At 43.9% G+C, this 19,449-nt stretch carries 16 protein-coding genes and 5 tRNA genes; 19 read left to right on the top strand and 2 right to left on the bottom strand.

The features are described from left to right. The 19 genes from L0P89_RS02360 to L0P89_RS02270 all read left to right on the top strand — a co-directional run bounded on the left by L0P89_RS02360 (position 1) and on the right by L0P89_RS02270 (position 16,957). On the top strand, positions 1-1,164 hold the full coding sequence (locus L0P89_RS02360; RefSeq protein WP_235266798.1) for an acyl-CoA dehydrogenase family protein: 1,164 nt from the start codon (positions 1-3) through the stop codon (positions 1,162-1,164). Between the two features lie 68 nt (positions 1,165-1,232). Beyond that, positions 1,233-1,427: a 30S ribosomal protein S21 gene (gene rpsU, locus L0P89_RS02355; RefSeq protein WP_235266797.1), complete on the top strand. Its 195-nt coding sequence runs from the start codon at positions 1,233-1,235 to the stop codon at positions 1,425-1,427. 99 nt (positions 1,428-1,526) lie between these two features. Then, positions 1,527-2,420, top strand: coding sequence for a tyrosine-type recombinase/integrase (locus L0P89_RS02350; RefSeq protein ID WP_235266796.1), 894 nt, complete (start codon positions 1,527-1,529; stop codon positions 2,418-2,420). 58 nt (positions 2,421-2,478) lie between these two features. Beyond that, complete coding sequence (gene hpf, locus L0P89_RS02345; protein WP_235266795.1) at positions 2,479-2,781, top strand: ribosome hibernation-promoting factor, HPF/YfiA family; 303 nt, start codon at positions 2,479-2,481, stop codon at positions 2,779-2,781. Positions 2,782-2,883: 102 nt separating this feature from the next. Continuing rightward, positions 2,884-2,957, top strand: a tRNA-Thr gene (locus L0P89_RS02340). Positions 2,958-2,979: 22 nt separating this feature from the next. Next, positions 2,980-3,062: transfer RNA gene (locus L0P89_RS02335), tRNA-Tyr, on the top strand. A gap of 92 nt (positions 3,063-3,154) precedes the next feature. Continuing rightward, positions 3,155-3,227, top strand: a tRNA-Gly gene (locus L0P89_RS02330). Positions 3,228-3,560: 333 nt separating this feature from the next. Then, positions 3,561-3,632: transfer RNA gene (locus L0P89_RS02325), tRNA-Thr, on the top strand. A gap of 152 nt (positions 3,633-3,784) precedes the next feature. Further along, complete coding sequence (tuf, locus tag L0P89_RS02320) at positions 3,785-4,972, top strand: elongation factor Tu (RefSeq protein ID WP_235266794.1); 1,188 nt, start codon at positions 3,785-3,787, stop codon at positions 4,970-4,972. A 165-nt stretch (positions 4,973-5,137) separates the two neighbouring features. Then, a tRNA-Trp gene (locus L0P89_RS02315) sits at positions 5,138-5,210 on the top strand. A gap of 165 nt (positions 5,211-5,375) precedes the next feature. Continuing rightward, a complete protein-coding gene (secE, locus tag L0P89_RS02310) occupies positions 5,376-5,564 on the top strand; it encodes a preprotein translocase subunit SecE (RefSeq protein WP_235266793.1) in 189 nt (62 codons plus the stop codon). Positions 5,565-5,567: 3 nt separating this feature from the next. Next, positions 5,568-6,119 (top strand): transcription termination/antitermination protein NusG, encoded by a 552-nt coding sequence (gene nusG / locus L0P89_RS02305; protein ID WP_235266792.1) that lies wholly within the window; start codon positions 5,568-5,570, stop codon positions 6,117-6,119. A gap of 72 nt (positions 6,120-6,191) precedes the next feature. Next, positions 6,192-6,629, top strand: coding sequence for a 50S ribosomal protein L11 (rplK, locus tag L0P89_RS02300; protein WP_235266791.1), 438 nt, complete (start codon positions 6,192-6,194; stop codon positions 6,627-6,629). A 20-nt stretch (positions 6,630-6,649) separates the two neighbouring features. Beyond that, on the top strand, positions 6,650-7,339 hold the full coding sequence (rplA, locus tag L0P89_RS02295; RefSeq protein WP_235266790.1) for a 50S ribosomal protein L1: 690 nt from the start codon (positions 6,650-6,652) through the stop codon (positions 7,337-7,339). A gap of 24 nt (positions 7,340-7,363) precedes the next feature. Beyond that, positions 7,364-7,879: a 50S ribosomal protein L10 gene (gene rplJ / locus L0P89_RS02290; RefSeq protein ID WP_235266789.1), complete on the top strand. Its 516-nt coding sequence runs from the start codon at positions 7,364-7,366 to the stop codon at positions 7,877-7,879. 52 nt (positions 7,880-7,931) lie between these two features. After that, positions 7,932-8,315 (top strand): 50S ribosomal protein L7/L12, encoded by a 384-nt coding sequence (gene rplL, locus L0P89_RS02285; protein ID WP_235266788.1) that lies wholly within the window; start codon positions 7,932-7,934, stop codon positions 8,313-8,315. Between the two features lie 133 nt (positions 8,316-8,448). Then, complete coding sequence (rpoB, locus tag L0P89_RS02280) at positions 8,449-12,258, top strand: DNA-directed RNA polymerase subunit beta (RefSeq protein WP_235266787.1); 3,810 nt, start codon at positions 8,449-8,451, stop codon at positions 12,256-12,258. A gap of 40 nt (positions 12,259-12,298) precedes the next feature. Continuing rightward, positions 12,299-16,597 carry a DNA-directed RNA polymerase subunit beta' gene (gene rpoC / locus L0P89_RS02275; RefSeq protein ID WP_235266786.1) on the top strand — a complete coding sequence of 1,433 codons (4,299 nt, stop codon included), beginning with the start codon at positions 12,299-12,301 and terminating at the stop codon, positions 16,595-16,597. 48 nt (positions 16,598-16,645) lie between these two features. Further along, the gene (locus L0P89_RS02270) at positions 16,646-16,957 is read left to right on the top strand and encodes a DUF3467 domain-containing protein (RefSeq protein ID WP_235266785.1); all 312 of its coding nucleotides are present in this window, start codon (positions 16,646-16,648) and stop codon (positions 16,955-16,957) included. A 49-nt stretch (positions 16,958-17,006) separates the two neighbouring features. Here the strand turns inward: L0P89_RS02270 and L0P89_RS02265 are convergent, their stop codons facing one another. After that, positions 17,007-17,438 (bottom strand): hypothetical protein, encoded by a 432-nt coding sequence (locus L0P89_RS02265; RefSeq protein WP_235266784.1) that lies wholly within the window; start codon positions 17,436-17,438, stop codon positions 17,007-17,009. Positions 17,439-17,546: 108 nt separating this feature from the next. Continuing rightward, positions 17,547-19,136 carry a peptide chain release factor 3 gene (locus L0P89_RS02260; protein ID WP_235266783.1) on the bottom strand — a complete coding sequence of 530 codons (1,590 nt, stop codon included), beginning with the start codon at positions 19,134-19,136 and terminating at the stop codon, positions 17,547-17,549. Positions 19,137-19,449: the final 313 nt, after the last annotated feature.

The raw sequence follows: 19,449 nt of genomic DNA, 5'->3' as shown, positions 1-19,449 counted from the left end.
ATGATTACTGAAACATTGTCTTCAACCAACTTTGATTACTCAGAAACCCAAAAAATGGTAGCAGGATCTGCCAAAGGGTTCGCTGAGCAACATATCAGGCCACATATCATGGAGTGGGATGAGGCACAGACCTTTCCTGTCGCGCTTTTTAAAAAAGCCGGTGAAATGGGTTTCATGGGGGTTTTGGTCCCAGAAATATTGGGAGGCTCTGGTTTGGGCTATCATGAATATGTAGCCATAATTGAAGAAATTTCAAAAGTTGATCCCTCCATTGGTCTTTCTGTGGCCGCGCATAATTCTTTATGTACCAATCATATACTCTCATTTGCCAATGATGAGCAAAAACAGCGATGGATTCCCAAATTGGCAACGGCAGAGTGGTTGGGTGCTTGGGGATTGACAGAGCACAATACTGGCTCAGACGCCGGGGGCATGAACACCACGGCGATCAAAGATGGCAACCATTGGGTCTTGAACGGTGCGAAAAATTTTATAACCCATGGCATAAGTGGTGATATTGCCGTAGTTGTGGCCAGAACGGGCGAAAAGGGTGATAGCCGGGGCATGAGTGCTTTTGTTGTTGAAAAGGGCACTCCAGGGTTTACCAGTGGAAAAAAAGAAGACAAGCTGGGCATGCGTGCCAGTGAAACGGCTGAATTGATTTTATCTGATTGCCGCATACCAGATGCCAACCTATTGGGAAAAGTAGGAGATGGCTTCATACAATCCATGAAGGTATTGGATGGTGGGCGTATCTCTATCGGAGCCTTGTCACTAGGCATTGCTAAAGGAGCTTATGAAGCAGCACTAAAGTATTCAAAAGAAAGGGTGCAGTTCGGCAAACCCATCAGTGAATTTCAAGGTATTTCCTTTAAACTTGCTGATATGGCCACCGAAATAGAGGCAGCTGAACTTTTATTGCACAAAGCCGCCTTTGTCAAGAATCAGGGAAGGCCGGTCACTAAGTTGAGTGCCATGGCCAAAATGTACGCTTCAGAGTTGTGTGTCAAGGTGGCGAACGAAGCTGTTCAGATTCATGGTGGATACGGCTATACGAAAGATTTTCCCGTTGAAAAATTCTATAGGGATGCCAAACTTTGCACCATTGGCGAGGGTACATCTGAGATACAGAAAGTGGTCATATCAAAAAATATTTTGAAGTAAGCCTTTTAATCAAATATTTCATTTGTATATTTGCGCTCCGAAATTCTAAAGAAAGGAGGTTGTAGCCTATGTTAATAATACCGGTAAAAGAAGGAGAAAACATCGATAGGGCCTTGAAGAGATTCAAGCGAAAGTTTGATAAAACTGGGGTCATGCGACAGCTTCGTCGGAGACAGCAGTTTACAAAACCATCTGTAAAGCGCAGGGCCGAAGTACAAAAGGCCCAGTATATTCAGCACTTGAAAGAGAAAGAAGAACTGTAGCAACAATCCATAGATGATAAAAATACAATCCGCCATGAAAATCCACGGCGGATTTTTTTTATCCAATATTGACAGGTTTCATTTAGTAACTTTGGGGGCATGTCGATAACTTCATTCGTACAGCATCTCTCAAAAGAGAAAAACTATTCGGCACACACCGTCAATGCCTATCAAAAAGATATTGGTTCTTTTGCCGATTTCTGCAAACATGAATTTGGGATTGATGGTCTCGAGCAGGTACAATACCCTATTATAAGAAATTGGATCGTCAAATTGGTCGATGAAGGGCTGACCAACAGAAGTGTCAACCGAAAGATAGCCTCCCTTAAGGCCTACTACAGGTTTTTGCAGAAAACGGGTATTCTGGTCGCTTCACCATTGGCCAAGCACAAGGCGCTGAAAACAAATAAAAAGATTGAGATTCCGTTTTCAGAAGGTGAAATGCAGAACATGTTCTCGCAGATCCCATTTGAAAATGATCTCGAAGGTACCCGAGACAGATTGATGATCGAATTGCTCTACACCACAGGGATCAGAAGGGCAGAGTTGGTCAATCTGCAGCTTACCGATATTGATACCGAACAACAGATAATAAAGGTCTTTGGCAAAAGAAGCAAAGAACGCATCATACCCTTGCTCAAGAGTACGGTTATCTTTTTAAACGAATATCTCGCACGGCGAAATGCCCTCGAAGTCATACACGATTCCAACGCATTGTTTCTGACAAAAGCGGGTCACAAAATATATGAAAATCTTGTATATAGGATTATAAATAAGTATCTTAGTTTAGTGTCTCCAAAGCTCAAAAAGAGTCCTCATGTGCTGCGGCACACCTTTGCGACACATCTTTTGAACAATGGGGCAGATTTGAACTCGGTAAAAGAACTGTTGGGCCATTCGAGTTTGGCCTCGACACAGGTTTATACACATAATAGCATAACCGAGCTAAAGAAAGTGCACCTCTCTGCACATCCTAGAAACAAGAAACAGTAGGGTTCTTGTGATTGTTTAACCTCCGTCAATCTTCAAGGGCGGATAAAAAAGAAATCATATGAAGGTAAATGCACAATCTGTGAATTTTGTAGCCGACCAAAAGTTATTGGGATTTGTTCAAGAAAGAATGGACAAATTGGATTTATTTTATGACAAGGTCATAAGCTCAGATGTATACCTCAAGGTCGAGAATACCAGTGCCAAGGAAAACAAAATTGTAGAGATTAAAGTGCATGTGCCCCGAGATCGTTTTATTGTCAAAAAACAGTGTAAGTCGTTTGAAGAAGCGGTCGATTCGGCTTGCAGTTCTTTAGAGCGTAAACTCGTAAAAAGAAAGGAAAAAATGAGGGCTAAGGCCTAGCCAAAATTTTTGAAAATTTGTTTTGATTCCTAAAATAAATATATACATTTGCAGTCCGTTAGAAATAACGGGCTTTTTTTGTGTAAAAAAAGGGGCTAAATCGCCGATGTAGCTCAGCTGGCTAGAGCAGCTGATTTGTAATCAGCAGGTCGTGGGTTCGAGTCCCTCCATCGGCTCGTAAAGCACTGAAAATAAGGAGGGGAGATACTCAAGCGGCCAACGAGGACAGACTGTAAATCTGTTGGTTTTCACCTTCGCAGGTTCGAATCCTGCTCTCCCCACAAATTTTTTTTGCATTGGCGTTAAAAAGTTCAAATTCTAGAAAGGACAAAGTTTCTATTGGAATTTTAAGGTTGAAATTTTGAAAATTTTTGCGGGAGTAGCTCAGTTGGTAGAGCGTCAGCCTTCCAAGCTGAATGTCGCCGGTTCGAACCCGGTCTCCCGCTCAAGATGAACATCGAATCTAGAGTTCAGGGTGAGAAGTTTATCCCGAGCGGAGTCGAGGGAAACCTGGTCTCCCGCTCAAGATGAACATCGAATCTAGAGTTCAGGGTGAGAAGTTTATCCCGAGCGGAGTCGAGGGAAACCCGGTCTCCCGCTCAAGATGAACATCGAATCTAGAGTTCAGGGTGAGAAGTTTATCCTGAGCGGAGTCGAGGGAAACCTGGTCTCCCGCTCTGAGCGTGACAGAAATGTCATTCCTGCGCCTGCACCGAGCGCAGATGAAGTGTAGGCAGAAATCTCTTCCTTTTTTAAAGGATGTAGATCAAACACTTTACGCCGACGTAGCTCAGGGGTAGAGCGTTTCCTTGGTAAGGAAGAGGTCACGGGTTCAATTCCCGTCGTTGGCTCAAAAGATATTTGAAATTACTGATGGGTTAAATTCCGTGATAAGCCGAACGATTTTCGGTTCACGGGTTCCCCGGATAGCTATCGGGGCCCGTCGTTGGCTCAAAGAAAACGATTTGTACACTAATATAAACTAAGATTAAAATTTTTAAAAATGGCAAAGGAAACTTTCGATCGTTCCAAACCACACTTAAATATTGGTACCATTGGACACGTAGATCACGGTAAGACCACATTGACTGCTGCTATCACAACAGTTTTGGCCAATGAAGGTCTTTCTGAAACTAGAAGCTTTGATTCTATTGACAATGCCCCTGAAGAAAAAGAAAGGGGTATTACCATCAACACATCACACGTTGAGTACCAAACGGCAAGCAGACACTATGCACACGTTGACTGTCCTGGTCACGCCGATTACGTGAAGAACATGGTAACGGGTGCTGCCCAGATGGATGGCGCCATTTTGGTTGTTGCCGCTACCGATGGGCCTATGCCACAAACGCGTGAGCACATTCTTTTGGGCCGTCAGGTAGGTATTCCGAGAATCGTTGTGTTCTTGAACAAGGTCGATATGGTCGACGACGACGAGCTTTTAGAACTTGTAGAAATGGAAGTAAGGGAATTGCTTTCTTTCTATGAGTACGATGGTGACAACGGACCCGTTATCGCTGGCTCTGCATTGGGTGCCTTGAACGGTGAAGAAAAATGGGTGAGCACTGTAAAAGAATTGATGGATGCCGTAGATACTTGGATCGAGCTTCCTAAAAGGGATGTTGATAAAGACTTCTTGATGCCCATCGAAGATGTTTTCACCATTACGGGTCGTGGTACGGTTGCAACAGGTCGTATAGAGACCGGTGTGGCCAAGACCGGTGACCCTGTTGACATCATCGGTATGGGTGCTGAGAAATTAACTTCGACCATTACAGGTGTTGAGATGTTCCGTAAGATTTTGGATAGGGGCGAGGCTGGTGATAACGTAGGTATCTTGTTGAGAGGTATCGAAAAGACCGATATCAAAAGGGGTATGGTAATCTGCAAGCCAGGTTCTGTAACTCCTCACGCCAAGTTCAAAGCTGAGGTGTATATCCTCAAGAAAGAAGAAGGTGGTCGTCACACTCCGTTCCACAACAACTACCGTCCCCAGTTCTACGTTCGTACGACTGACGTAACCGGTAATATTGTATTGCCTGACGGAGTCGAGATGGTAATGCCTGGTGACAACTTGACCATTACTGTTGACTTGATTCAGCCAATCGCATTGAATGTAGGGCTACGTTTCGCTATCCGTGAAGGAGGTAGAACCGTAGGTGCGGGTCAGGTAACTGAAATTTTAGATTAACCATATTGTAAATACAATTGCACGTAAGGGTGTCCCGAAACCTCGGGATACCTTTCGGTGTAATTATAAACGGGTGTAGCTCTCCCGATAGTTATCGGGAGGTAGAGCACCACAAAAACGGGTGTAGCTCTCCCGATAGTTATCGGGAGGTAGAGCACCACAAAAACGGGTGTAGCTCAGTTGGTAGAGCACTGGTCTCCAAAACCAGGTGTCGGGAGTTCGAGTCTCTCCTCCCGTGCTGAATAAAGGAAAGAGCCTGTGAGACGAGAAGTTTATCCCGAGCGCAGTCGAGGGAAGTCTCTCCTCCCGTGCTGAATAAAGGAAAGAGCCTGTGAGACGAGAAGTTTATCCCGAGCGTAGTCGAGGGAAGTCTCTCCTCCCGTGCTGAATAAGATAAGTTCATATGTTCACTTACGTAAAGGAATCTTGGGAAGAGTTGAAAAACAATGTTACCTGGCTGAATCGGGAAGAAGCATCGAACCTAATGGTCATCGTTGCAGTTTTCTCAATAATTTTTGCGTTGGCGACCTGGGGTGTCGATACCCTTTTCAGTAAGTTGATCGCGTTGTACTTTGAAAAATTAATAGGATAGGCGATGTCTGAGGTATTGGAGAAAAAATGGTATGTCGTTCGTGCCGTCAGCGGCCAAGAGAACAAAATCAAGGGCTATATCGAAAGCGAGGTGGAGCGACAGGGTCTTGGCGATTATCTAGAAGAAGTTTTGGTGCCGACCGAAAAGGTCGTGCAGATCAGGAACGGAAAGAAAATCAATAAAGAGCGTACCTATTTTCCCGGATATATCATGATTAAGGCCAATCTTGGCGGTGAGATGGTCCATGTCATCAAATCGATTACCAATGTAATCGGTTTCTTGGGTGAGACCAAGGGCGGTGATCCCGTGCCATTGCGCAAGGCAGAGGTGAACAGAATGTTGGGCAAAGTAGATGAATTGGCCGTGAACACAGACAATGTGGCCATACCATTTGTTTTGGGTGAAACCGTGAAGGTCATCGACGGCCCCTTCAACGGATTTAATGGAACCGTTGAAAAAATCAATGAAGAAAAGCGCAAGCTTGAGGTAATGGTCAAGATTTTCGGTAGAAAGACACCATTGGAACTCAGCTATATGCAAGTAGAAAAAGTATAAAAGTTAAGAGCTGTTACATATAAAAATTGTGTTGCTTCCAAATTTTGACACAATTAAATTTAATTAAGAAAAATGGCAAAAGAAGTAGATAAGGTTGTAAAACTACAAGTTAGGGGAGGTGCTGCGAACCCATCGCCACCGGTCGGACCCGCCTTAGGTGCTGCTGGTGTTAACATCATGGAGTTCTGCAAGCAGTTCAATGCACGTACGCAGGACAAGCAAGGCAAAGTTTTGCCCGTGGCTATCACCGTATACAAAGACAAATCATTTGAATTTGTTGTAAAGACACCACCGGCGGCCGTTCAGTTGTTGGAAGCAGCTAAGATTAAGAAAGGATCTGGCGAACCTAACAGAGTCAAGTCGGGGTCTGTTACTTGGGATCAAGTAAAGACCATTGCCGAAGACAAAATGGTCGATTTGAATGCTTTTACCGTAGAATCAGCAATGAGCATGGTTGCAGGTACGGCACGTTCAATGGGCCTAAAGGTTGCAGGCAAAAGACCTTTTTAAAATCTTAAAAGCAATTTAGAATGGCAAGATTGACTAAAAAGCAAAAAGAGGCACATGCCAAGTTAGACAAGAATAAGTTGTACTCCTTGGAAGAAGCCTCGGCTTTGATAAAAGAAATTACCAATGTGAAATTTGATGCATCTGTTGATTTGGCAGTGCGTTTGGGTGTTGATCCACGTAAAGCAAATCAGATGGTTCGTGGAGTGGTGACCCTGCCCCACGGTACCGGAAAAGATGTGAAAGTTTTGGCATTGGTGACCCCAGACAAAGAGGCGGAAGCAAAAGAAGCAGGTGCCGATTATGTGGGGTTAGATGAATATTTGGATAAGATCAAAGGCGGTTGGACAGATGTCGATGTTATCGTGACCATGCCCAGTGTAATGGGTAAACTAGGTCCGTTAGGTCGTATTCTCGGACCCCGGGGCTTGATGCCCAATCCGAAGACGGGTACCGTGACCATGGATGTTGGAAAAGCGGTCTCTGATGTCAAAGGAGGTAAAATCGATTTCAAGGTTGACAAGACCGGTATCGTACACGCGGCCATCGGTAAGGCTTCTTTTTCTGCCGATAAAATCGCGGGCAATGCCAAAGAGTTGATCGATACCTTGGTGAAGATGAAGCCTGCAGCGGCCAAAGGCGTTTACATGAAGAGTATCTTCATGTCGAGTACCATGAGTCCCAGTGTTCAATTAGATCCAAAAGCAGTTTAACAACTGGTAGTTAAAATTGTAACAATGACAAGAGAAGAAAAAGCAACCGTAATTGAAGATTTGACTACGCAGTTAGCTGAGAACGCCAACATTTATTTGGCAGATATCTCAGGGTTGGATGCGATGACGACCTCTAATTTGAGGAGGGCGTGCTTCAAGGCCAATATTAAACTGTCTGTTGTCAAGAATACATTGCTTGCAAAGGCAATGGAAGTTTCAGATAAAGAATTTGGTGAGCTTCCTGAAGTATTGAAGGGGAATACATCTTTGATGCTTGCGGAAACGGGGAATGCCCCTGCCAAGCTTATCAAGAGTTTCAGAAAGAAATCAGATAGGCCCTTGTTAAAGGGTGCCTTCATTGAGGAGGCCATTTACATTGGGGATGAAAACCTTGAAACTTTGGTCAATATCAAATCCAAAGAAGAGGTTATCGGAGATATTATCGGATTGTTGCAGTCACCCGCCAAGAACGTTATTTCAGGGCTTAAATCAGGTGGCGGCAAATTGGCCGGAATACTCAAGACCCTATCTGAAAAATAATTTGTACGCACTAAAACTAGAATATTTAAAAATTTGATTAAACGATAGAAAAATGGCAGATTTAAAAGATTTTGCGGAACAGTTGGTTAACCTTACGGTAAAGGAAGTAAATGAGTTGGCCGACATCTTAAAAGAAGAATACGGTATTGAGCCTGCTGCTGCGGCTGTTGCTGTTGCCGGTGGTACCGCTGCTGGTGGTGGTGAGGCCGAGGCTGCTGAGGAGAAATCAGAATTTGATGTAGTTTTGAAGGCTCCAGGAGGGTCTAAATTGGCTGTTGTCAAATTGGTGAAAGAGTTGACCGGTCTTGGCCTAAAAGATGCTAAAGACATTGTTGACAGTGCACCTAAGGCAGTTAAGGAAGGAGTTTCCAAAGATGAGGCAGAAGGTATCAAAAAATCATTGGAAGAAGCAGGAGCAGAAGTTGAGCTTAAATAATAGCTGTTACCATATTGATTTGGTTAAGGTCTTTTCCCGCGTTTTGCGGGGCTAGACCTTAGCCTGTTATATAGAGACATGTGAAGTCGCATGTCGCCCATAAGTAATATTCACGTTCAAAATTTGTCCATTGATGTTCAAAAATCAGACTGAAAGAATAAATTTCGCATCCGCTAAGAACATACCGGAATACCCGGATTTCTTGGACATTCAGATCAAATCGTTTCAAGATTTTTTTCAGCTTGAGACCAAATCTGACAAAAGAGGCAATGAAGGGCTCTACAATACCTTCATGGAGAATTTCCCCATTACGGACACCAGAAACCAGTTCGTACTTGAGTTTTTGGATTATTTTATAGATCCGCCCCGATACACCATTCAAGAGTGTATTGAGCGCGGACTTACCTATAGCGTACCGTTGAAGGCACGTTTGAAATTGTACTGTACCGATCCCGAACACGAAGATTTCGAGACCATTGTACAAGATGTGTACTTGGGCACCATCCCTTACATGACACCAAGTGGAACGTTTGTGGTCAATGGGGCCGAAAGGGTCGTGGTTTCACAATTGCACCGGTCACCAGGGGTTTTCTTTGGCCAGTCTTTCCATGCCAATGGTACAAAATTGTACTCGGCAAGGGTCATTCCGTTCAAAGGTTCTTGGATTGAGTTTGCGACCGATATCAATGGAGTGATGTACGCTTACATTGATCGAAAGAAAAAATTACCGGTCACTACCCTGTTCAGGGCCATTGGTTATGAAAGGGACAAAGATATCCTTGAGATTTTTGACCTTTCAGAAGAAATCAAGGTTTCTAAAACTGGCCTGAAAAAGGTACTTGGTCGAAAATTGGCGGCCAGGGTATTGAACACATGGCACGAAGATTTTGTTGATGAAGATACCGGTGAAGTAGTCTCTATCGAGCGAAACGAGATTGTTTTGGATCGTGACACGGTTTTGGAAAAAGAGCATGTCGATGAAATTTTGGATGCTGACGTAAAGACCATTCTTCTCCATAAAGAGAACAATGCACAGTCTGATTACGCCATCATTCACAATACACTTCAAAAAGACCCGACCAACTCTGAAAAAGAGGCCGTAGAACACATCTATCGTCAACTGCGTAATGCAGAACCGCCAGATGAAGAAACGGCAAGGGGTATCATAGATAAGTTGTTCTTCTCTGACCAGCGTTACAACCTTGGTGAAGTAGGGCGTTACCGAATGAACAAAAAATTGGGTCTTGACATCGCAATGGATGAGCAGGTCTTGACCAAAGAAGATATCATTACAATAATCAAGTATTTGATCGAGTTGATCAATTCAAAAGCTGAGATAGATGATATCGACCACTTATCAAATCGTCGTGTTAGAACCGTTGGTGAGCAATTATCGCAACAGTTCGGTGTTGGTCTTGCCCGTATGGCAAGAACCATTCGTGAGCGAATGAATGTTCGTGACAATGAGGTCTTTACCCCAATTGATTTGATCAATGCGAAAACTTTGTCTTCGGTGATCAACTCATTCTTTGGAACGAACCAATTGTCTCAGTTCATGGATCAAACCAATCCTTTGGCCGAGATTACCCACAAGCGAAGAATGTCGGCATTGGGACCTGGTGGCCTTTCGCGTGAGAGAGCAGGTTTTGAGGTACGTGATGTTCACTATACCCATTACGGTAGGCTGTGCCCGATCGAGACACCAGAAGGTCCGAACATTGGCCTGATTTCCTCATTATCGGTATTTGCAAAGGTGAATTCCATGGGCTTCTTGGAGACACCATATCGAAAAGTGGCGAAAGGAAAGGTCGATACCAAAGACTTCATTTATTTGAGCGCAGAAGAAGAAGAGGGAATGAAAATCGCCCAGGCCAATATTCCGTTGAAGAATGATGGTGCGATCGAGCGCGATAAGGTAATTGCCCGTGAAGAAGGCGATTTTCCAGTGGTTGACCCAAAAGAAGTCAACTACACCGATGTTGCCCCTAATCAGATTGCCTCAATTTCGGCATCATTGATCCCATTCTTGGAGCATGATGATGCGAACCGTGCTTTAATGGGGTCGAACATGATGCGTCAAGCCGTTCCATTGCTGCGACCAGAGTCACCGATTGTCGGTACAGGCCTAGAAAGGCAAGTGGCCACCGATTCGAGGGTATTGATCAATGCAGAGGGTGATGGGGTTGTTGAATATGTTGATTCACACAAGATCATCATAAAATACACCCGAAACGAAGAAGAACGTTTGGTGAGCTTTGAGGAAGATTCCAAGACCTACGAATTGGTCAAGTTCAGAAAGACAAACCAAGGTACCTGTATCAATTTGAAGCCTATCGTCAAAAAAGGCGATAAAGTGAAAAGGGGCCAAGTACTTTGCGAAGGTTACGCTACCCAGAGTGGTGAGCTGGCCTTGGGTAGAAACCTCAAGGTAGCCTTTATGCCTTGGAAAGGGTATAACTTCGAGGATGCCATTGTGATTTCTGAAAAAGTGGTCCGGGAAGATATCTTTACATCCATACACATTGATGAATATGCCTTGGAGGTAAGGGATACCAAACTCGGTGCCGAAGAATTGACCAATGACATTCCGAATGTTTCTGAAGAAGCCACTAAAGATCTTGATGAATACGGCATGATCCGTATCGGTGCAGAAGTCAAACCTGGAGACATATTGATCGGTAAGATTACCCCAAAAGGTGAATCTGATCCAACTCCTGAAGAAAAGCTTCTTCGTGCCATCTTTGGCGATAAGGCAGGCGATGTAAAAGATGCTTCGATGAAAGCACCGCCATCATTGAACGGTGTCGTTATCGACAAGAAGCTCTTCTCCCGTTCAATCAAAGACAAGAGAAAACGCTCTGAGGATAAAGAAGCCATCACCAGACTGGAAATGGATTACGAGGTGAAATTCCAGCAATTGAAAGATGTTCTGGTCAAAAAACTCTTTGAGTTGGTCAATGGCAAAACCTCGCAGGGCGTTCAGAACGATCTAGGTGAGGAAGTTCTTCCGAAAGGCAAGAAATATACCATCAAAATGCTCAATGCAGTTGATGATTTTGCCCATTTGGTCAGTGGCAGTTGGACAACCGATGAAAAGACCAATGTTTTGGTCAACGATCTATTGCACAACTATAAGATCAAGTTGAACGATCTACAAGGAAACCTAAGAAGAGACAAGTTCACGATTTCTGTGGGCGATGAGCTACCTGCGGGCATCATGAAGTTGGCCAAGGTCTACATCGCCAAAAAGCGTAAGCTGAAGGTCGGTGACAAGATGGCCGGTCGTCACGGTAACAAAGGTATCGTTGCCCGTATCGTTCGTCAAGAAGATATGCCGTTCTTGGAAGATGGAACGCCCGTTGATATCGTGTTGAACCCATTGGGTGTACCATCACGTATGAACATCGGTCAGATTTATGAGACCGTTTTGGGTTGGGCCGGACAAAATCTCGAAAAGAAATTCGCAACACCGATTTTTGATGGTGCCACACTTGACGAAATCAACGAGTTGACCGATGAAGCAGCGGTGCCACGATTCGGCCATACCTATCTGTATGATGGTGGTACCGGTCAACGTTTCCATCAGCCAGCCACTGTTGGGGTCATTTACATGCTGAAACTGGGTCACATGGTCGATGACAAGATGCATGCCAGATCCATTGGCCCATACTCCCTTATCACACAACAACCATTGGGTGGTAAAGCCCAGTTTGGTGGCCAACGTTTCGGTGAGATGGAGGTTTGGGCTCTGGAAGCCTATGGCGCATCATCTACCCTTCGTGAATTGTTGACCGTGAAATCTGACGATGTTATCGGTAGGGCAAAGACCTATGAGTCAATTGTCAAGGGAGAGAGCATGCCAGAACCTGGATTGCCAGAATCTTTCAATGTATTGATGCACGAGCTCAAAGGATTGGGTCTTGATATCAGATTGGAAGAGTAAGAATTGTTAAATACGTATTTAAAGCTATCACCATACTATTATGGCAAGAATTAAGGATAATAATACACCAAAAAGGTTCAACAAAATTTCAATCGGACTTTCATCGCCAGAGGCAATCTTGGCTGAGTCACGAGGCGAGGTCTTGAAACCTGAAACCATTAATTACCGAACACACAAGCCAGAGCGTGACGGATTGTTCTGCGAGCGTATCTTCGGCCCGGTAAAAGATTATGAGTGTGCCTGTGGTAAGTACAAGCGCATTCGCTATCGTGGTATCGTTTGTGACCGTTGTGGAGTTGAGGTTACCGAGAAAAAAGTTCGTAGAGATAGGGTAGGCCACATCAACTTGGTTGTACCTGTGGCCCATATCTGGTACTTCAGGTCGCTTCCAAACAAAATAGGGTACCTTCTTGGATTACCTTCCAAGAAACTTGACATGATCATTTACTATGAAAGGTATGTGGTCATTCAACCAGGTATTGCCAAAGGCCCGGAAGGAGAGGAAATACAAAAGATGGATTTCTTGACCGAAGAGGAATATCTAAATATTTTAGATACCATTCCGGCTGAAAACCAATACTTGGAAGATTCTGACCCTGACAAATTTATTGCCAAGATGGGTGCGGAATGTTTGATCGATCTTTTGGCAAGAATTGACCTCAAAGAGCTTTCGTACGAATTGAGGCACAAGGCCAATACAGAGACTTCCAAGCAGCGAAAAACAGAGGCATTGAAGCGACTTCAAGTGGTAGAGGCCCTTCGTGAAGCGCAGGATAATCGTGAAAACCGCCCAGAGTGGATGATCATGAAGGTGATTCCTGTAATTCCGCCTGAATTGCGCCCATTGGTACCCTTGGATGGAGGCCGTTTTGCCACATCTGACTTGAATGATCTGTATCGTAGGGTCATTATCAGAAACAACCGTTTAAAGCGCCTGATGGAAATCAAGGCGCCAGAGGTGATCCTGAGAAACGAAAAAAGGATGCTTCAAGAGTCGGTGGACTCCCTTTTCGATAACACTAGAAAAGCATCTGCAGTAAAGACAGAATCAAACAGGCCCTTGAAATCACTTTCTGATTCATTGAAGGGCAAACAAGGGCGTTTCAGGCAGAACCTTTTAGGTAAACGTGTTGACTACTCTGCACGTTCGGTAATTGTCGTGGGTCCTGAGATGAAGCTGTACGAATGTGGTCTACCAAAAGATATGGCAGCAGAACTTTACAAACCGTTTATTATCAGAAAACTGATTGAAAGGGGTATTGTAAAGACCGTGAAATCTGCCAAAAAGATCATTGACAAGAAAGAACCCGTTGTTTGGGATATTCTTGAAAACGTGCTAAAGGGGCACCCAGTATTGCTCAATCGGGCCCCCACGTTGCACCGTTTGGGTATTCAGGCGTTTCAGCCAAAATTGATAGAGGGTAAAGCAATTCGTTTGCACCCTTTGGCGTGTACGGCGTTCAATGCTGACTTCGACGGCGACCAAATGGCCGTTCACTTACCGTTGGGGCCTGAGGCCATTCTTGAGGCGCAATTGTTGATGTTGGCCTCACAGAACATTCTGAATCCGGCGAACGGTTCACCGATTACGGTACCCTCGCAAGATATGGTATTGGGTCTTTACTACATGACCAAAGAGCGAAAGTCATCTAAAGAATATCCTGTAAAGGGTGAAGGGTTGACTTTTTACTCAGATGAAGAGGTGGTCATCGCCTTTAACGAGGGCAGGGTAGATTTGAATGCGGGCATCAAGGTAAGGGCCAAAGATTTCAATGAAGAAGGAGAGCTGGTATATCAAATTATCGAGACTACCGTAGGTAGGGTATTGTTCAACCGGGTAGTACCTGAAAATGCTGGGTTCATCAACGATGTACTGAATAAAAAATCGCTCCGAAATATCATCGGTAAGATCTTGAGCGTCACAGATGTACCGACCACAGCAAATTTCTTGGACAGGATCAAGACCATGGGTTATGATTTTGCCTTCAAAGGTGGTCTTTCATTTAGCTTGGGCGATATTATCATTCCTGAGGAAAAGCATGAAATGATCGCTGATGCAAATGGGCAGGTCGATGGTATCATGGCCAACTATAACATGGGTCTGATCACCAACAACGAGCGTTACAACCAAGTAATCGATGTTTGGACATCGACCAACGCCATGTTGACCGAATTGGCCATGAAGCGCATTCGCGAAGATCAGCAAGGCTTCAACTCAGTATATATGATGTTGGATTCTGGTGCAAGGGGTTCAAAAGAACAGATTCGCCAGTTGACAGGTATGCGTGGTTTGATGGCCAAGCCTAAAAAATCAACTGCTGGCGGTGGTGAAATCATTGAGAACCCAATTCTTTCCAATTTCAAGGAAGGATTGTCGATTCTCGAGTATTTCATTTCGACCCACGGTGCACGTAAAGGTCTGGCCGATACTGCATTGAAAACAGCTGATGCGGGGTATTTGACCCGTCGATTGGTAGATGTTTCGCAAGATGTGATCGTGACCATAGAAGACTGTGAAACGCTTCGTGGTATAGAGGTGGAAGCCTTGAAAAAGAACGAAGAGATAGTCGAGACCTTGGGTGAAAGAATTTTGGGTAGGGTATCGTTGCACGATGTGTACGATCCGATGACAGAAGAATTATTGCTTACATCCGGTCAAGAAATAAAAGAGGAAGATGTTGCTAAGATAGAAGCGTCACCAATTGAGAAAATCGAAGTGCGTTCAGCTTTGACCTGTGAAGCGCCCAAAGGTATTTGTGCAAAATGTTACGGAAGAAACCTTGCAACCAACAAAATGGTACAGCGTGGTGAAGCCGTTGGTGTTGTGGCAGCCCAATCAATTGGCGAGCCGGGTACACAGTTGACATTGCGTACGTTCCACGTCGGAGGTATCGCTGGTAACATTTCTGAAGATAATAAGCTCGAAGCCAAATATGATGGCGTTGCCGAGATTGAAGACCTTAGAACCGTTGTAGGTGAAAATTCAGAAGGTCAAAAAGCAAATATTGTGATTTCCAGAACCAGTGAAATCAAGATTGTCGATGAGAAAACGGGCATTACCCTGAGCACGAATAACATTCCTTATGGTTCACAATTGTTTATCAAGAATGGGGCAAAAGTGAAAAAAGGAGATGTTATCTGTCAATGGGATCCGTACAATGGGGTAATTGTTTCAGAGTTTACGGGCCAGATTGCCTATGAAAACATTGAACAGGGCGTGACCTATCAAGTAGAGATTGATGAGCAGACCGGTTTCCAAGAAAAGGTAATTTCTGAATCAAGAAACAAAAAGCTCATACCGACTTTGTTGATCAAGGATGGCAAGGGTGAAGTGTTACGTTCATATAACCTTCCTGTAGGGTCACACCTAATGGTTGATGATGGCAATAAGATCAAAGAAGGAAAGATTTTGGTCAAAATTCCACGTAAATCGGCCAAGGCAGGTGATATCACTGGTGGTCTGCCAAGGGTGACCGAATTGTTCGAAGCACGAAATCCTTCAAATCCGGCAGTGGTTTCAGAGATTGATGGAGTGGTTTCCTTTGGAAAGATCAAAAGGGGGAACCGCGAGATAATCATTGAGTCTAAAACTGAGGAGATCAAGAAATACTTGGTCAAGCTCTCAAACCAAATATTGGTTCAAGAGAATGATTATGTTAGGGCAGGTATGCCATTGTCAGATGGTTCGATTACGCCAGACGATATCTTGGCGATCAAAGGGCCTTCAGCTGTTCAGCAGTATCTTGTCAACGAAGTTCAAGAAGTATACCGCTTGCAAGGTGTGAAAATCAACGACAAACACTTTGAAGTAGTGGTGAGACAGATGATGCGCAAGGTTCAGATTCAAGATCCGGGCGATACGATTTTCTTGGAAAACCAATTGGTGCACAAAGATGATTTCATTCATGAGAATGATGAGATCTTTGGTAAGAAAGTGGTAGAAGACCCAGGTGAGTCTGAAAATTTGAAAGCTGGTCAGATCATTTCTGCTCGTGAACTACGTGATGAGAACTCACTTTTGAAGCGTTCAGATAAGGCAGTTGTCACAGCTAGGGATGCCATTGCAGCTACGGCTACACCTGTACTTCAGGGCATCACCAGGGCGTCATTGCAGACCAAGTCATTTATTTCGGCTGCATCTTTCCAAGAAACCACCAAAGTGTTGAACGAGGCCGCGGTAAGTGGTAAGGTCGATACGCTGGAAGGTCTCAAAGAAAATGTAATCGTCGGACACAAGATTCCTGCCGGTACGGGCATGAGAGACTATGATAGTATTATTGTGGGCTCTAAGGAAGAGTATGACGAAATCATGGCCCGAAAAGAAGAATTCAAATTTTAATGTACTGACCCCGACCATTTAGGTTGGGGTTTTTTAAATAGCAATGGTATGGCTGAGAAAGAAAAAAAACAAAAACAGATCAATATTGAATTGGATGAGAAGACGGCCGAAGGTACCTATTCAAATTTGGCCATCATCAACCACTCTGTTTCTGAATTTGTCATTGACTTCATTAGTATGATGCCAGGTACCCCCAAGGCAAAGGTCAAAAGTCGAATAGTTTTGACCCCACAGCATGCTAAAAAGTTTTTGAAGGCCTTGAACGAGAATGTAGTACGTTTTGAACAGGCCCATGGTACCATAAAAGATTATGAACAGCCTCCTATACCACTAAATTTTGGTCCTACTGGAGAAGCATAAAACAAAAAAGCCCGACAATTGTCGGGCTTTTTGTTTACGGTGAACCCTATTAGTTCAACCAACCTTTTTGAATGCCCTTTTTTGAGAAGAAAACCAAGAAGAGCCCTATGACCACCACAAGAATAGGCAGCAGGTAAGTCGAAGAACCAAAAGCCTCCACTGCATTTGAGATAAAAAGCCAGTGGATGAACTGGGCCACTGCCGCGACCAAGGAGACAACGAACAAAGGTTTTGCCCATTTTTTTCTTAAGAAAAGGGCAATGGAGGCAATGGCCCCAGAGAAAACAGCTATGGCAAAGGCAGCTGTTGCCCATGCCGGAATGCCCTCAAAAACCTCGCGTTGTGCCTGGGTCAAACTCTCTAAAATGGCTTCTTGATTATAGGCTTGGTTTAAATAATTAAAGACACCCATAAGGTTCCATACGAGTGCGACTGAACTGACCACCCAGAACCAGATGGGCGGTTTCGTTGTATTAGACATAATCGTTACATTTTATTGGTTATCAATCCCCAAAATACAAAAAAAGGATTTTCACCAATGAAAAACCTATTCTGTAAGAGGTTGATCAAGTCTGTGAAGATGGTAAGATCAAACCTGTTTATCTGACGTAAACCGTAGTTTTACGGATGGATATTTTTGTTGGGTCATCTGTAGGGAAAAGGCCGAATCGGCCAAAAACACCAGTTGGCCATGTTTATCTTTGGCCAAGAATTTTTGCTTGACCCTTTTGAACTCTACGAACTCTTCATTTTCAGCTTCGGAATCTACCCAGCATGCCTTGTGGACCGGAAAATTTTCATAAGTGCATTTGGCACCGTATTCATGCTCTAATCTATACTGAATGACCTCGTACTGCAATGCCCCCACGGTACCGATCACCTTTCTACCGTTCATCTCTAAGGTAAACAATTGAGCTACGCCCTCATCCATCAATTGATCAATGCCTTTATTGAGTTGCTTTGCTTTCATGGGGTCTGCATTGTTGATATACCTGAAATGCTCGGGTGAAAAACTGGGGATACCCCTATAGTGAAGTTTTTCACCTTGCGTCAGGGTATCACCGATCTTAAAATTTCCGGTATCGTGCAATCCGACAATATCGCCGGCAAAGGAAACATCGACAATTTCCTTTTTTTCGGCAAAAAATGCATTCGGACTTGAAAACTTCAATTTTTTACCCTGTCGTACGTGTAAGTAGGGGGTATTGCGTTCAAAAGTCCCAGAAACTATTTTGACAAAGGCCAAGCGATCCCTATGCTTGGGATCCATATTTGCGTGTATCTTAAAGACAAAGCCCGAGAAGTCTTTTTCATTTGGTTCTACAAGTCGTTCTTCTGCCATTTTAGGCCTTGGTGCCGGTGCAATTTCAACGAAACAATCCAATAATTCACGTACCCCGAAATTATTTAGGGCAGATCCAAAGAAAACGGGTTGTAGATTTCCATCAAGGTATGCTTGCATATCAAATTCAGGATACACGCCACTTACCAATTCAAGATTTTCACGAAGCGTTTCCGCAGGCTTTGACCCTATGACATTCTCTAACTCAGAATTGGTCAAGTCATCAAAAGCGATGGTCTCTTCTATATTTTTCTTGCTATTGCCACTAAAAAGGTTAATGTTTTTCTCATAGATGTTATAGATTCCCTTGAAATCATACCCCATCCCTATGGGAAAGCTCAGGGGCGTGACCACGAGGCCCAGTTTTTGTTCTACTTCGTCCAAAAGGTCGAAAGCATCCTTTCCTTCCCGGTCCAGTTTATTGATAAAAACAATGATGGGGATATTGCGCATACGGCATACCTCCACCAATTTTTCGGTCTGCTCTTCTACCCCCTTGGCCACATCGATCACGACAATGACGCTGTCAACGGCGGTCAGGGTTCGAAAAGTGTCTTCAGCAAAGTCTTTGTGCCCGGGCGTGTCTAAAATATTGATTTTGAAATTTTTATAGATGAATGCCAGAACAGACGTGGCCACAGAAATACCTCTTTGACGCTCGATTTCCATAAAATCACTGGTGGCCGATTTTTTTATCTTGTTATTCTTGACGGCACCGGCTTCTTGAATGGCACCCCCGAAAAGCAACAATTTCTCAGTTAGAGTGGTCTTGCCGGCGTCAGGATGCGAAATGATTCCAAAGGTTCTTCTCCTACCGATTTCCTTTGTAAAATCCATATAAAAATTTTGCGCAAAAATAACGGAAATAAAGAATTCATGGCCTGAATAACTGACCCAAAAAAGACAACGGCCCGAATTATATTTGGGCAACGCGCCCAAGGCTTCCAAAGTTTTTGATTTTCATATAATCCAGACCCTAAAAAAGCAACGTAAATAGATAGATGGTTGATGAAGTAAATCCTTTTGCGCTTTGTCGAATAAAATAGGATTTCATGGATATTAAAACTAAATATGCACAAGGTTTGGTGAGTTCGAATATTGCCATATCTTGCATTTAGTTTAAGAAGTACCCCTTATTCTTATTCTTTTG

It is taken from the genome of Muricauda sp. SCSIO 65647, assembly GCF_021534965.1.
Taxonomy (GTDB): Bacteria; Bacteroidota; Bacteroidia; order Flavobacteriales; family Flavobacteriaceae; genus Flagellimonas_A.
The sequence above is the reverse complement of the archived record's forward strand: the minus strand, read 5'-3'. Positions and strand labels throughout refer to the sequence as shown.